At 53.4% G+C, this 13,984-nt stretch carries 12 protein-coding genes; 5 read left to right on the forward strand and 7 right to left on the reverse strand.

All coding sequences use genetic code 11. The features are described from left to right. Nucleotides 1–143 precede the first annotated feature (143 nt). The 3 genes from ACFE7X_RS18555 to ACFE7X_RS18565 form a co-directional block, all read right to left on the reverse strand. Nucleotides 144–1,166, reverse strand: coding sequence for a glycosyltransferase family protein (locus ACFE7X_RS18555; RefSeq protein ID WP_375437180.1), 1,023 nt, complete (start codon nt 1,164–1,166; stop codon nt 144–146). 118 nt (nt 1,167–1,284) lie between these two features. Then, complete coding sequence (locus ACFE7X_RS18560) at nt 1,285–2,178, reverse strand: UDP-2,3-diacylglucosamine diphosphatase (protein WP_375437181.1); 894 nt, start codon at nt 2,176–2,178, stop codon at nt 1,285–1,287. After that, nucleotides 2,175–2,393: a hypothetical protein gene (locus ACFE7X_RS18565; RefSeq protein ID WP_375437182.1), complete on the reverse strand. Its 219-nt coding sequence runs from the start codon at nt 2,391–2,393 to the stop codon at nt 2,175–2,177. Before ACFE7X_RS18565 ends, ACFE7X_RS18560 begins: the two co-directional genes overlap by 4 nt. 241 nt (nt 2,394–2,634) lie before the next feature. On the opposite strand from ACFE7X_RS18565, the gene ACFE7X_RS18570 reads away from it, so the two are divergent. Further along, the gene (locus ACFE7X_RS18570; RefSeq protein ID WP_375437183.1) at nt 2,635–3,195 is read left to right on the forward strand and encodes a hypothetical protein; all 561 of its coding nucleotides are present in this window, start codon (nt 2,635–2,637) and stop codon (nt 3,193–3,195) included. A 247-nt stretch (nt 3,196–3,442) separates the two neighbouring features. On the opposite strand, the gene ACFE7X_RS18575 is transcribed toward ACFE7X_RS18570, so the two are convergent. Further along, on the reverse strand, nt 3,443–3,961 hold the full coding sequence (locus ACFE7X_RS18575) for an NUDIX domain-containing protein (protein ID WP_375437184.1): 519 nt from the start codon (nt 3,959–3,961) through the stop codon (nt 3,443–3,445). 384 nt (nt 3,962–4,345) lie between these two features. Between ACFE7X_RS18575 and ACFE7X_RS18580 the strand changes: the two genes are divergently transcribed. Together ACFE7X_RS18580 and ACFE7X_RS18585 are read left to right on the forward strand one after the other, a co-directional pair. Further along, on the forward strand, nt 4,346–5,776 hold the full coding sequence (locus ACFE7X_RS18580) for a DEAD/DEAH box helicase (RefSeq protein WP_375437185.1): 1,431 nt from the start codon (nt 4,346–4,348) through the stop codon (nt 5,774–5,776). Between the two features lie 216 nt (nt 5,777–5,992). After that, nucleotides 5,993–6,496: a hypothetical protein gene (locus ACFE7X_RS18585; RefSeq protein WP_375437186.1), complete on the forward strand. Its 504-nt coding sequence runs from the start codon at nt 5,993–5,995 to the stop codon at nt 6,494–6,496. 166 nt (nt 6,497–6,662) lie between these two features. Here the strand turns inward: ACFE7X_RS18585 and ACFE7X_RS18590 are convergent, their stop codons facing one another. From ACFE7X_RS18590 to ACFE7X_RS18600, 3 genes are all read right to left on the reverse strand, one after another. Further along, nucleotides 6,663–6,830, reverse strand: coding sequence for a hypothetical protein (locus tag ACFE7X_RS18590; RefSeq protein WP_375437187.1), 168 nt, complete (start codon nt 6,828–6,830; stop codon nt 6,663–6,665). 765 nt (nt 6,831–7,595) lie between these two features. Beyond that, nucleotides 7,596–8,318, reverse strand: coding sequence for a helix-turn-helix domain-containing protein (locus ACFE7X_RS18595; RefSeq protein WP_375437188.1), 723 nt, complete (start codon nt 8,316–8,318; stop codon nt 7,596–7,598). Nucleotides 8,319–8,737: 419 nt separating this feature from the next. Next, complete coding sequence (locus tag ACFE7X_RS18600; protein WP_375437189.1) at nt 8,738–10,519, reverse strand: murein L,D-transpeptidase; 1,782 nt, start codon at nt 10,517–10,519, stop codon at nt 8,738–8,740. A 365-nt stretch (nt 10,520–10,884) separates the two neighbouring features. Between ACFE7X_RS18600 and ACFE7X_RS18605 the strand changes: the two genes are divergently transcribed. Continuing rightward, a complete protein-coding gene (locus ACFE7X_RS18605) occupies nt 10,885–12,693 on the forward strand; it encodes a M1 family metallopeptidase (RefSeq protein WP_375437190.1) in 1,809 nt (602 codons plus the stop codon). Nucleotides 12,694–12,890: 197 nt separating this feature from the next. Continuing rightward, a complete protein-coding gene (locus tag ACFE7X_RS18610) occupies nt 12,891–13,838 on the forward strand; it encodes a cyanophycinase (protein ID WP_375437191.1) in 948 nt (315 codons plus the stop codon). Nucleotides 13,839–13,984 lie beyond the last annotated feature (146 nt).

Here is a 13,984-nt window from a genome sequence, read left to right on the forward strand (position 1 = left end):
GTAGACAAGCCGAGGGAAAGGTGGGACCCCAGACTTTGGTAGGACAAACAGCAGACGGAATTGGCTGCCCGACCTCTGGAAATTAGAGCTACAAAGCAACCAAACACGCCAATACGTCGACTGGTTGAAAAAGTAGTGACGCTTTAAAGTGGGTGAGTGGTAATCTTTTGCGTGCTTACTTCCGCCAGAAGCCTATCCAACACCATGCCTGTTTCGTCGGGGTACGCCACGGGCACCATCAGACCCTGTTGCAGCCATTGGTCGACGGCGTCCAGACTTTTGTCTTTAAGATTTTTCACTACCGGTACGCCCATGGCGGCCAGCGCGGCAGCGTTGCAGCTCTGTTCGTATTGGTTGCGCATGGGCACCACGAGCAGCTTCTTGCCCAGGTAGAGCGCCTCCGCTGGCGTCTCGAATCCGGCCCCGCACAGCACCCCGGCGCTGCGGGCGAGGCTGCTGGTGAAAGCGGCCCCACTCACCGGCCGTATGCGCACCTTGCCGTGTTCGGATTCCTGCTGACTGTGCTTGCTGAACACCTCCCAGCGCACGTCGCGGCTGAGGTAGCGCAGGCGCTTGACCAGCGTTTCCTCATCGTAGGCGGGCAGATATACGGTGTAGTGCCCATCGTTTTGGGGCGTTAGCTGCCGAACTTGCTGCCGGATAACGGGCGTATAAATGTGGGACTCGTAGCGCTCGAAATGAAAGCCGAACTGCTGCGTGGTGGGGGCGTAGTGGCGCAGCACGGCCCGGCCCACCAGGTCGTCGTCCTTGGGCCGGGGGGCGGCAGCGCTCAATACGGCGCTCTGGTGGCTCAACGCCACGCACGGCACCTCGCGCAGTCGGCAGGCCCACGCCGACACTGGCTCAAAGTCACTGATCACCAAATCATACTTTTCTACCGGCAGCATTCGCATTTCGCGCAGAAACGCCACCGAGTTCAATTGCCAAAAGGTCTTGACGAAGTTGATGCCGCCTTTTTTGCCGAAGATAAAGCCCATGCCGTGGCAGCGGTAACGCACTTTAAAGGGCAACTGCACGTCGGCGGGCGGGCCGCTCACCAGCAAATCAACCTGAGAAGCGCGCGCTTGCAATAGCGGAACAACATCAAGGGCGCGGCTCAGGTGGCCATTGCCAGTGCCTTGAATGGCGTAAAGGATCCGGGGCATTCTACTAGGTATAACTTGGAAATGGGAGGCGAGAGTTAACTTAACAGTAGTTTTAAGATAAATTCGAGAGGCGGTGATAGTGGTTAAAAACTGGCGCTAGGCTCCGGTCTTTGTTTTTCTACGGTCGGCGCAGTTGAAACTCGGCCAGCAATCCATCGAGCAGCGTAGCCACGGGCATATCGGCCGCTGCATCTTCCTCGTCCACTTCTTCCAGATCCGGCGTGACGTCCTGCGGCATGTTGGGGTCGGCGGCGTAGCGGTAGAGTTGCCAACCGGTCTTGGTGGTGTACTCCAGTGCCGTAAGGTTTTCCACCCAGTCGCCGGAGTTCAGGTACATCACATCCCCCTTCGAAGTGCTTACCGGCCGAATTGCGGGGCAATGAATATGGCCGCAAGCTACGTAGCGGTAGCCTTGGTCGGCGGCAATAGTGGCGGCCGTATTCTCGAAGTCGCCCACCAAACTCACGGCGCTCTTCACCCTATCCTTCACTGCTTTCGACAAGGCCACCCGCGGACGGCCCAAACGATGCAAGCCCCAGTTCACCATTCGGTTGATTAGAATTAACAGGTCGTAGCCCTTGGCCCCGAGCTTGGCTAGCCAGCGGGAATGTTGCATCGTGACATCGAACACGTCGCCGTGAAAAAGCCACGTTTTGCCGTGGGGCAGGTCCAGCACCAACTTGTTGTCGATGTGGAAGGCGCCCAGGCGGGTGCCGGCAAACTTGCGCAGCAGCTCGTCGTGGTTGCCAGTGAGGTAGTAGATGCGGGTGCCCTTGGCGGCTAGCCCCGCCAGGTGGCGCACCACCCGCATGTGCGTACTCGGCCAGTAGCTTTTGCTGAACTGCCAGATATCAACAATATCCCCGTTAAGCACAAGCACTTTAGGCTTTATGCTCTTCAGGTAGCGCAACAATTCGGTGGCATGACAGCCATAAGTGCCCAGATGGACATCCGAAACTACGGCAACTTCCACGCGCCGGCGCTTCTTGGCGGCCGAAACAGGAGCACTCAAAGGGCGGGGCGGGAATTAAGGCGGGCACTAGGCAGGGTGCGCCGGGTAAGGAAGGCTTCCTGAGAATCTTCGTCGGCATTATGAAACCGAAAAGGCACTCGCAGAGCCCCCATGAAGCGGAGCATAAAGGTTAGACCTAAAGCCAGTTGGAACGATGCGTAAGCCAGCCCGCGCACCGTCCGGCGCAACAGGAGCATTGTGAGGGGAGCGTGCATAGAGAGAAAGCCGATTTTACTTGTTTCAAAGTTCGGTTTCCCTTATGAAGTGGGCGTTACGCGGGCATTACCGTTACATCACATTACGGCGAAACCTGCACTATTTCTCATCCAACCAGTAAACCAACCGCACCGACCGGGTGAAACGTGTTTTTAAACGAAATCCAGCCATCCACTTTTAGCCCTTACCTATCTTCGGGAACCTGAAACTCTTATTTCAGTTGTAAATCTCGCTTTTTCTATGAAGAGAATAATTCTCCTGGCTGCTCTCCTAACTTGCACCCTAGCGGCTTCGGCCCAGTATATGCCGGGCAAGCCCCGCAAGAAATATATGGTTGCTAAAAAGGATGAGGAGTGTCAATATGTGTTCAACGTAACCAAAAATACCGACGAAGATGCCGAGGTAGACGCTTGCGTGACGCGCGTAGCCTACCGCCCCTACGCCGATCTGCTCACCGAAATTGACGCCCTAAAGAAGATCAAGAGCTGGGCTGACACCACCTATCAGCGTCGTTTCAGCCAGTTGCCCCCCGGTGGCGAACTCAGCGTAACGATGTACCGCCGCGGGTCGACCAATGCCGATCCAGCTCTTCTTAGTGTTGTCGCCAAAGACAAGGAAGGCAAGGAACTATTCAACCTGCCGGCTTTAGAAGCGGGCAACGGCCGCTTCTGGAACCGCGACCTGTATATGAGCAAACGCACTATACCATTTGTTAAAACTGATGCTCCTCAAGATCTGACAGTTCTTATCAACGATGCAAAAACCAAACAAACATTTGAGTATATTATAAAAACCCAATAAGCTATCCTTTTTATCATTAGGGCGTTGTTTTTTATTATGAAGCTATTATAAAGCCCTGACTACTTATCGTAGTCAGGGCTTTATGTTTACACATATGGTTATACACCTCTCTTGCCTCGCACTCTGCTGTTACCAGGTCCGCTAAAGCATTCTGTTTCAAGCTAGCCCTCAGTTATTGCCAGAAAGCAGGTGAAATTTTTGTCGCCTAGTACGCAAAACACGACAGCTAAAACCTGTTATTGCTCTCTTATTCCGTTTTTCGAAGCTGGGCCCATTGCGCAGCTATCAATGTTTTGGCGTCTTCAAACTGCTGCGCAACCAATTGCTCATGCGTGAGGACGATGGTCTCGATCTTCTCGTTTTCCTCGTCTAGCCCTCCCCCCTCGCCGCTCTTGTTGCTGACCTCGGCAAAGAAAATAGTAATGACCTCGGCATTAGCTCCCGGCGAGGGGTAAATGCGGGCAATTTGCTCTAACCGGTCCACGTCGTAGCCTAGTTCCTCTTGTATCTCGCGGCGGATGGCAACGTCCGGGGCTTCGTCGCCGTCGACCATGCCCGCGGCTATTTCCACTACTTCCGCTTCCGCTCCCGCCCGGTATTGCCGGGTCAGCAAGTACCGCTCGTGCTTTGTGTCCCATACCAGGGCCGCTACGGCGGTGCCTGGCTCGAACCGTTCCCGCTTTAGCTGCTTGTCGCCGTCTTGGATGGTGAGCAACGCCAATTTGTAATGACCATCGTAAGCAGTTTTTCGGCTGATTATTTCCATGGGATAAAGCGAATGATGATGAATTTTCAGAAAAGTAAACGGAATAGGTAGCTGCTGGTGTTAGCAAGGTTCTACCCTTGGAAAGTCTGACACTGCGCAGGCCTTCTTTTAGGGGCTTATCTTCCTCTACAGAGCACTACGCTTATTTTTATACGCCTTTCTTTGCCTACTAGGATGCCGCTCAGGATCTGGGCAATTGCTACTGTTGAGTGGTTTTCACTTATTTTCTGATCTGCTTAGCGGCTATATTTTCCTTGTCTGATACTAGTGTTAAGATGTAGCGGCGCCTTTTTCGCCGCAAAACCACCGACCTTTGCGTTCTTGCCTAGTACCCACTGCCCATCTGGCCACCATTAGGGCGCGGCCTCGCTTTTTTTCTTTTTGATGTCTTTCGACGAACTAAACCTAATTGATCCTATCCTGCGTGCCCTGCACGAGGAAGGCTACACGACCCCTACCCCTATCCAGCAGCAGGCTATTCCACAGGTGCTGGAAGGCCATGACCTGCTAGGCGTAGCCCAGACCGGCACCGGCAAAACTGCCGCCTTCACCGTTCCTATTCTCCAGATTCTGCACCAGACGGCGCAGATACAGCGTCAGGCACCGGGTCGCATTCGTTGCTTGGTGCTCACGCCTACCCGGGAGTTGGCCATCCAAATCAACGAAAGCTTTGGGGCTTATGGTCGCCATTTGCCTAAGTTGCGCTCCACCGTCATCTTTGGCGGCGTAAGCCAGCACGCGCAGGTTCAAACTCTAAAGCGCGGCGTAGAAGTGCTCATTGCCACGCCGGGCCGCCTGCTCGACCTCATGAGCCAGGGCTTTGTTGATTTGCGCCATGTGGAAGTATTCGTGCTCGACGAAGCCGACCGGATGCTCGACATGGGCTTTATCAATGACATCAAGCGCATTCTGCCTAAGCTGCCCTCTTCCCGGCAGACGCTGTTCTTCTCGGCTACCATGCCGGCCCAGATCCAGGAGCTGGCCAACACCATCTTGAAGCCGAACCCGGTGAAAGTGGCCGTAACGCCTGTTTCGAGCACGGCCGACACCGTGACGCAAGGTGTGTACTTGGTTGATAAGAACGACAAGGCCGACTTGCTGGAGCACGTACTCAAAGACCCCGCTATCAAGCGGGTGCTGGTGTTCACGCGTACCAAACACGGCGCCGACAAGGTGGTCAAGACACTGGCCAAAGCCAACATTCCAGCCGAAGCCATCCACGGCAACAAGTCGCAGAACCACCGCCAGCGGGCCCTGAGCAACTTCAAGGCGGGCACCACCCGCGTGCTGGTTGCCACCGACATTGCCGCCCGCGGCATCGACGTGGATGATCTGACGCACGTTATCAATTACGAGGTGCCCAACGAGCCGGAAACCTACGTGCACCGCATTGGCCGCACTGGCCGGGCTGGTGCCTTCGGTACGGCCCTTACGTTTGTGGAAGACGAGGAGCGCGCTTATTTGCAGGATATTCAGAAGCTTATTCGGCGCCAGATTGACCTCGTAGCCAACCACCCCTACACCACCCGCTCGGTGGCACCGGTGCTGCTGCATGGCAGCGAGTCTATCAAGCGGCCGAAAGGACCGGCTGGTCGGCCGGCTCGGCCGGGACGAGAAGGAAATGCTCCTCGCGCCGCACGCCCTAGCCACGAGGCCGGAGCCCAACGCGGTGGTCCCGACCGTAACCGCGCCACTGGCAACCGGCCGGCGGCCTCTTCTCGTCCAGCGGGCGAGCGGGCGGCGGGCGGTACTAGCGCTGGTTCTGGTCAGGGCCGTCGTTCTTACCGCGGTGGCAATACCAGCAACGGGCGTTAGAAGAAGTTGACCGTTTCATTTCTTTTAAAACCAAAACAGCCCCGGCATCTTGTTGGGGCTGTTTTGATTGCCGGCCCAAGTAGTGCATACTAGATACTAGCAGGAATTTCTAGGCCAATAAACAAGTCACTTATCAAACAAAACAGCGGTAGTTGGTATTTTATAGGCAGCGGTTACGCAGCCGCTGTTATTTATCCCTCTGACGACGTTTGTTTTATGGCCCACAGCACTCTTCCCGTCATTCAGGCACTCCGCGACACGGCTCAGCGCCTAGCTACTCAGGCTCCGTACCAATGGGGTCATATGGGCAGCTGCAATTGTGGCCACTTGGCCCAAACCATTACGCACTTAACCAAAGGCGAGATTCATGCCCGCGCCATGCAGCGCTACGGCGACTGGGAACGGCAGTTAATCGATTATTGCCCTACCAGCGGCCTACCCATTGATACCACTATCGATGAAATGCTAGCCCTCGGCTTTACTCGCTCCGACCTCACGCACTTAGAGCGTCTTTCCGATCCATCTATCCGGAGCGCTATTCCTTTCGAGCGACGCAATGCCCTACGCCACAATCAGCGCGACGACGTGGTGCTGTATCTACGCACCTGGGCTACGACACTTGAGAATCAGTTGCTGGCCGGCATTCAGTTGCCCAACCTGCTCCCTAGCGCTGCTACGGCTCTTGCTCCTAGCCCCAACATTCCGGCTTTAGCGAGCTAACAGGCATGCTTCGACTTCGCATTGGGTACAACCAAAAGCCCCACTGGATTTGCGTCCAGTGGGGCTTTGTTTTGCGGTAAAGAATTGCTGTTATATCGGGAGCAAGAAGACGCAGAAATCAAGCCTAAAACGTAGGCTAATCTTAGCGCAATTGCCGAACTGCCGCCTAGTTGGTGTTGCTGCGTTGCGCCTCCCGGTAGCCTTCCTGACGATGCTCACGCTTGTAAGCGGCATCAGCATCAGGGTCTTTTTCGGCATCAGGAGCCTGCGAGCAGGACGAGAGGAAAAGCGGGGCGCTGATAGCGAGCAAGAAAAGCAGACGGAAATTTTTCATACGTCAAAGGTAAGCACCACCCCGAAAATCGCCAAGTCTACTTCGAGCTTCTCTCGGCTAAACTATTTCTAGTAGGATGACTACTATATAAATCACTAAATGGACGCTATTGTTTACAAAAGTACATCTGTAAACAGCGCGTAAAATTGAGGTGATTGAACTCTTGCTAGAGCACGTTATCTAAGTCGTGTCATACGGGAAATCTTCTAGCCTCATTGCCTTTTACCTATCTCTTGTTTGAGTATCTAGTACGCTAGGCAGGCAACTCTATCTACTGACATATGCACATCAATATTTTAGCACGGCTAAACATGTTAGCGGCTCGAAATTTCCGAATTATATTAATTTTTTGTTTCTCAACTGGTGTCAACTGTCTTAGTATCAAGACCAGCGAACAGACAAAATTTTAGCAGCGCTTTTTATTGAGCTTATCTAATACGCTTGCATGGTTATCCGATCCTATATCTTCACTTAAAGTATCAGCAGTTACTTTCTGATCTACAGCGTTTTATATCTATATTAATTCCAGCAACAACACACATGACATGCTATCGGACATTCAAAATTATTCCGATACAATCCACTTGTATCTGCCTGATATCTAATAGAGAATGGCACTTGATTTACGCTGCCTATTTCGCTAGGAAACATAAGACTGACAAATTGCACTACGACCAAGTACCTATGACCGCAAGCGGATTTGAAAACCAGCCCAACGATCCTCAGCAATAAGCAGCTGTATGGTGTCCGCCGCTACAGCTGGGTCTATTTACTCTCAGGCTGGTAATCAGTGAAGGTACCGTCCTGATAGAAGATGACGATGCGCCGAATAGCTTTACCAGGCTCGGCAAAAGGCTGCGCTACAGAGGGCACTGATGTAGTTGTAGCAGCTGCATTGTCAGCAGTTGTTGGCTTAGCAAAAGCTGAAAAACTGTTAGGAATATTTTCATGCGGTATAGACGCAGCCTTCGTTGCAGAATGCATTGAATCATTCGGAGCCAAGTTATCTGGAGCAGAGGAATAAGGTGCTGCAGTAGGAGTTGAAAACAGTGGCAAAGTAGATGACGCTTCCTTTGGAGGTGCGGCGGCCAGAGCGACTAAGGGTGTACTTCTATCACTAGCTGTTTCTGAAGTCCTTATGTTAGTCTTTGCCGTACCTTCTTCTTGGGGCTTTCTGTTGGAGGACGACGCGGGACGGGCAGTTTCTGGCGTTTTGGTGCCTAGAGAGCGAGGCTGCTGTACCCCGGAAGAAGTTTTTACAATGCGGGTGGCTGGTTCTTCGGCATCCATAGCCCCGGCACCACTTAGCAACCAAAGCAAAGACAGGTCCGGAAAAGCGGCTATTATCTTTTGCACCACTTCCAGGCTAGGTTTGTTGCGGCCGCTTAGTATATGACTGATAATTGGCCGAGCGACGCCAATAGTGTCAGCGAATTGCGTCGGCGTAAGCTGACGGACGCTTAAGATTTCTCGAATTCGGTCAACCATAGCCTATAAAAGCATTGATTAACAAATGTACAGTAATAATATCTCACAATCCTGTTTTTCCGAGGAGTTAAGCTATGTAAACGAAACGCTAGCAATTATTGGGCTGTTGTTAATTTTAAATACAATATTTCTATTTATTACAATTGTATAACATATATAATCACAGGTAGGATATACTTGCGAGGGCAATTACTTTTCGTTCTGGCAGGTAGCTGCCACTGCTCTAGCATTATTAACCGCCACGCACGTACACTAGAATCCAGAAGCTCGTAACCTGTAGCACTTGTTTAAGCTGCCAATAAGGAAGCCTTCCCCAACTATGTGAAAAGCCCCACCTACTGCCAGGAGCAGTAGGTGGGGCTCTGAATCGATTCTTACTATCAACCTGCTTACTCGAAAGCAAGTGTGGGTTGGTGCCTTTAATTGAAGTACTCTTTGGCTAGAGACTTATCATGGCCATAAATATCTTCTCGGAAGTTGACTTTGCCCCCTGCATCAACCCAGGTAGTGAAATATACCAAGTACACGGGCAGCTGTTTAGGGAGGCTGACGTACTGTTCTTGGCCGCCCGCAATAGTCTCCTCTATGCGAGTTAGGTCCCAACCGGGTTTGTCGCGTAGCAGGTATTCAGCTAGCTTCAACGGCTCTTCTACGCGCACGCAGCCATGGCTGAATCCTCGCTTGGCTTGACTGAACAACTCGTCGTGCGGAGTATCGTGGAGGTAAATATCCTGGGAATTAGGGAAGATAAACTTCACGTCTCCAAGGTCGTTTTTGGGACCCGGACGGCGGCGCAGCGTGTACTTCCAGGTGGCCTGTGTCACGCTCGCCCAGTCGATAGTGGTCGGGTCAATGGGCGTGGCTTTGGCACCCCAACCTTTCACTACTTCCATGTCGAGTCGGTCGAGAACAGCTTGCGCATTAGCAACCAACTTCGGCCGCAGCTCCTTATCAATAATGCTAAAGGGCACGTTCCAATAAGGAGCCAGCACCACCGATTCCATCTTGTCGCTGAACACCGGAGTGGCGTTAAGCGTCTTGCCCACGATGACCTTCATGTTGAAAGCCTCCTTGTTATTTTCGACAACGTGGAGCTTGTAGTCGGGAATATTTACGAGCAGATAATTGGGCTCGAACTTCTTCGGTATCCAGCGCCAACGTTCCATGTTGAGGATGATTTGGTCGATGCGTTGAGCCACTGGAATATTGAGCAACCGTAGCGTTTCATCCGCCACCAATCCATCTGGCTTGAGGCCATTTTGGGTTTGAAAGGCCTTCACGGCTGTCACCAATTCACCTTCATATTTCTCGGCGGCTGCCGTGTTAGCTGGCGCTGAAGTCGACGTATTCGCTACTGTCTGAACTGGTGTTTCAACTGAATTGGCAGCTACCGCAGGGGCACTGTCAGTTGTTGCTTTCGTGCCCAACAAACGCTGGCGCAGCAGCGCAACCATGGGAGAGGCTTGGCCGGGCTTGAGCTTGGTGGTGGCCGGAATGGTAGGCCAGCCGCCATTGCGTTGGATGTCGCGGTAGCTGGCAAGGGCCTTCTTCAGCTGATCATATTCCGGGTGCAAAGGCTCGAATTCATAGTACGGGTACGTGCTTTCCCGCTCCTTCAGAATCGTCATCAGCGCCTTGTGCAGCTTGATCTTATTGCGCTTCACATCCCAAGCTACCGTCTTCACCTTGCGCGGATCTACGGTGCCCCGATAGAAGTCGGAAGCCCAGTTGAAGTAGGTACCAGAGAGGGCCACGTCAATATCCTTCTCCAAGGCATTTCGCTTGATAGAATCGTTCTGAACGGCTTGTAAGTCAGCGAATAACTTATCGAAGTCCTTGGTCTTGTATTCTTTAGGATCAAGTCCTTCATCGGCAGCCTTGTTGATGACGCCGAGCATGGTCTTGGCTTGGGGCACTAGCTCATGGTCGCGAAACCAACCGAGACGAAAGCCTCGCTCCCGGTAGAATTTCTTCCCCCATTCTATTTGATCCTTGAACTTAGGCTCGGCGCTCATGTACTTTACGATGTACACGCTGTCGAGCTTGGGCTGCGCGCCACCAGCCTTCGAGGAGAGACCGGGCAGCGAATCTTTGATTTGGGCTTTCTGCTCCTGACTGCACGACGCAGCCGTAAATACGGTTAGGCTAAGCAGCCAAAACAGCAGAGTGGATAAAAAAGCAGGTCGAAACAATGAATTCATGCAGGTATGGGAGAACAATCAAGAACGAACAACAATCTGTTGTTAGGGGTCTGGTGCAAAAAGCTATCCAAATACACCGAACAATTAGTTGCGCGTTCTACTGGTTTCCGAGCTGATAAGTTGCTCGGTTTGCAGTATTCTCCACTGCCTGCAAGTTAACGGGTTTTGCTGATACACTTGTTATTCGTATTCGCTATTATAAAGACCGCTACTAAGCGCCTTCTTCATTTCGCTCAACATTTCATAGCCGTCAAGCTTCACTTCCCTGGGCAGCTTTCCAAACGGGCGCAAGTGACTTGGCTACCTTTGCGGCTTGGTTGTGTTCCGTTGATGCCACTGCTTTCACCTGCCTTTCTTCTTTGCTTATGACCACCGCTCCTACTACGCCACACTTCACACCCGATCCACACAGCTACGCCCGGCCAGCAGAGGTCAGTGTGCAGCACCTTTCCCTTCGCCTGAGCGTCAACTTCGAGGCTCGTACTCTCGCCGGTCATGCCACTTGGCAAATCGCCAACCATACCGGCGCAACTGAGTTGGTGCTCGATGCCCGCGACCTACACATCGAAGCGGTACTACTCGGCGACTTACGTGGAGCATCAACTGCATTCTCGTTGGGCGAGGTTGACCCCGTACTAGGGCAGCGGCTACAGATTGCCATTCGTCCTGACACGCAGCAGGTAACCATCCAGTACCGCACCACTCCTAGCGCAGCCGCGCTCCAGTGGTTAACGCCCGAACAAACAGCCGGTCGGCAGCACCCCTTTCTGTTCACCCAGTCGCAAGCCATATTAGCCCGCACCTGGATACCGTGCCAAGACTCGCCGGGCGTACGCTTCACCTACGATGCCCAGGTGCAGGTACCCGCCGAGTTGCTGGCGCTAATGAGCGCCGAGAATCCGCAGGCCCGCAATGCCGCTGGCGAGTATAGCTTCCGCATGGCCCAGCCGATACCGTCCTACCTCATGGCGCTGGCCGTAGGTGATATGGCCTTCGAGCCGCTGAGTGCACGTACTGGTATCTATGCCGAACCTGTGACACTGCCCAGTGCCACCAGCGAGTTTCAAGATTTAGAAAAAATGGTGGAAGCCGCCGAAAGTCTATATGGTCCTTATCGGTGGGACCAATACGATTTGCTGGTGCTGCCCCCTTCTTTTCCGTTTGGCGGAATGGAAAATCCACGTTTAACATTTGTAACACCAACTATACTGGCTGGCGACCGAAGTTTGACCAGTCTTGTCGCGCACGAACTTGCCCACTCCTGGAGCGGCAACCTAGTTACAAATGCAACCTGGAATGATTTCTGGCTGAACGAAGGCTTTACGGTCTACTTTGAGCGGCGTATTATGGAGAAGCTGTACGGCCCCTCCTACTCCGACATGCTCCAAGTGCTCGGCCACACCGGGTTGCAGCATACCATTCAGGAACTAGGCCCTGAAAGCAAGGACACCCACCTGCACCTCGACTTAACCGGCCGCGACCCCGACGAAGGACTCAACGATATTGCCTACGAGAAAGGCAATTACCTCCTTCTCATGATCGAGCACTTGGTGGGTCGGCCCGCTCTCGATGCCTTTATTAAGGAATACTTCGCGCGGCATAGCTTCCAGAGCATAGACACCAACTCGTTTGTGGCGTACCTACGGCGCGAGCTAGTAGACAAGCAGCCCGGCCTCGAAGAGAAGCTTCAACTAGATGCGTGGGTGAACGGCCCGGGCATTCCGGCCGGGGCGCCACCCGTAGCCTCTTCCCGCTTCGAGGCGGTGGATGCGGCGCTGCATAACTGGCAGCAAGGCACCCCCGCCACCGATCTGGGCACGAGCAACTGGAGCAGCCACGAGTGGGTGCACTTCCTGCACGGACTACCAACGGGTTTGTCTTCCCCAAAGCTGGTGGAACTCGATGCTGCCTTCGGCTTCACACAGTCTGGCAATGCCGAAATACTGGCGGCCTGGTTCCCCCATACCATCGCGGCTGGCTACTCCCCCGCCGACGAGGCCCTGCGCCAGTTCTTGACCCACGTCGGGCGGCGCAAATTTTTGACGCCACTCTATAAGGCGTTGCTCGCTACTGCCGGTGGCTTGGAGCGGGCTCGGCAACTGTATACCGCCGCCCGTCCTAATTACCACTCCGTCGCGACCAGCACTTTTGATTCTCTGGTGGGGCAAGCCTGATTCAACCAAATCCAGCTTACTCTGTTGGAAACACGGGCACTATAGCTGGTGGAAAAACGTAGTAATCTTTTACTGCTGGTTAGGAATCCGGTTCTGCGTGTTGTTTTTTGTACGTACCGTTGAGTTGCCAGGCCTAAAGCTTGCTGCTGAGTTGCTGCGGTTTCTTGTTTTGTGTTGTACTAGCTTGATTTTTTGCGTTGAAGAATTCCAAACCTTTGGGTAAGCTTATTGCCATTGGGGGCAATGAAGACAAGGGCACTTACCCCAACCCCCGTACGAAGAAGAAATACTATCTCAACTTTTTCGAGCTCGGCATCCTCAAGCGGGTGGTCCTCGAATCAGGCAAAGAAGATCCGCGCATCGAGGTTATTACCACGGCCTCCATGATACCGGAAGAGGTAGCCAAGATTTATGTGGCGTCTTTCGCTATGCTCAACTGTCAGAAAGTGGGCATTATGGACGTTCGCACGCTCGAAGACGCGCTGCTACCCGAGTACGTGGAGCGGCTGCGCCTCGCCGATGTGGTTATGATAAGCGGGGGCAACCAGTCGCGCCTCACCCAAATGTTTGGTGGCACCGAGTTTCTGCAAGTGTTGAAGCAGCGCTATTATGAGTCGCCCAACTTCATTATTGCGGGCACCTCAGCCGGAGCCATGGCCATGTCGCAAACTATGATTGCGGGGGGCAGCGTACCTGATGCCTTAATGAAAGGAGCCGTGAAGATGGGCACCGGACTTGGTTTGCTCAACAACGTGGTTATCGATTCGCATTTTGTGAAGCGCGGCCGGTTTGGTCGCCTCATCGAGGCAGTGGCGCTACATCCCAAGCTTATTGGCATTGGGCTGGGCGAAGACACCGGCGTGCTCATCACGGGCGGCCATCAGTTCGAAGCCATTGGCTCCAACCTGGTCGTTATTATGGATGGGCACAAGCTGGAACACAACAACGCCAACGCCGCCCGCAAAGGCGAGGCTATTTCCATTGAAAACATGTTGCTGCACGTACTGGTGAAGGGCAACGTGTATGACGTCACGCAGCGCGAATTCTACCCCGACCTGAAGCTACTGCTCCAAGCCGCCGAGTCGGACCGGCTGACGGCCGAGGCACCTACCGCCCCCTCTTCCGTATCAACGGACGCTTCCTAGGAAACATACCACATTCCAGTCGTAAGCCGCGTTTCTCGCTTGGAAGCGCGGCTTTTTGCTACTGAATGAAAACGAAAGCAATTCTGCACCTACTCCTTATATATATAGGTGCAGAAACCAATGTGCTATTTAGGGCCTAGCCCGCG

Source organism: uncultured Hymenobacter sp. (assembly GCF_964242765.1).
GTDB lineage: Bacteria > Bacteroidota > Bacteroidia > Cytophagales > Hymenobacteraceae > Hymenobacter.

Bases quoted from the DNA above. Each gene is read 5' to 3' on its own strand.
- ACFE7X_RS18555 (WP_375437180.1), bottom strand. From the start codon at position 1,166: ATGCCCCGGATCCTTTACGCCATTCAAGGCACTGGCAATGGCCACCTG.
- ACFE7X_RS18565 (WP_375437182.1), bottom strand. From the start codon at position 2,393: ATGCACGCTCCCCTCACAATGCTCCTGTTGCGCCGGACGGTGCGCGGG.
- ACFE7X_RS18570 (WP_375437183.1), top strand. From the start codon at position 2,635: ATGAAGAGAATAATTCTCCTGGCTGCTCTCCTAACTTGCACCCTAGCG.
- ACFE7X_RS18575 (WP_375437184.1), bottom strand. From the start codon at position 3,961: ATGGAAATAATCAGCCGAAAAACTGCTTACGATGGTCATTACAAATTG.
- ACFE7X_RS18580 (WP_375437185.1), top strand. From the start codon at position 4,346: ATGTCTTTCGACGAACTAAACCTAATTGATCCTATCCTGCGTGCCCTG.
- ACFE7X_RS18585 (WP_375437186.1), top strand. From the start codon at position 5,993: ATGGCCCACAGCACTCTTCCCGTCATTCAGGCACTCCGCGACACGGCT.
- ACFE7X_RS18590 (WP_375437187.1), bottom strand. From the start codon at position 6,830: ATGAAAAATTTCCGTCTGCTTTTCTTGCTCGCTATCAGCGCCCCGCTT.
- ACFE7X_RS18595 (WP_375437188.1), bottom strand. From the start codon at position 8,318: ATGGTTGACCGAATTCGAGAAATCTTAAGCGTCCGTCAGCTTACGCCG.
- ACFE7X_RS18600 (WP_375437189.1), bottom strand. From the start codon at position 10,519: ATGAATTCATTGTTTCGACCTGCTTTTTTATCCACTCTGCTGTTTTGG.
- ACFE7X_RS18605 (WP_375437190.1), top strand. From the start codon at position 10,885: ATGACCACCGCTCCTACTACGCCACACTTCACACCCGATCCACACAGC.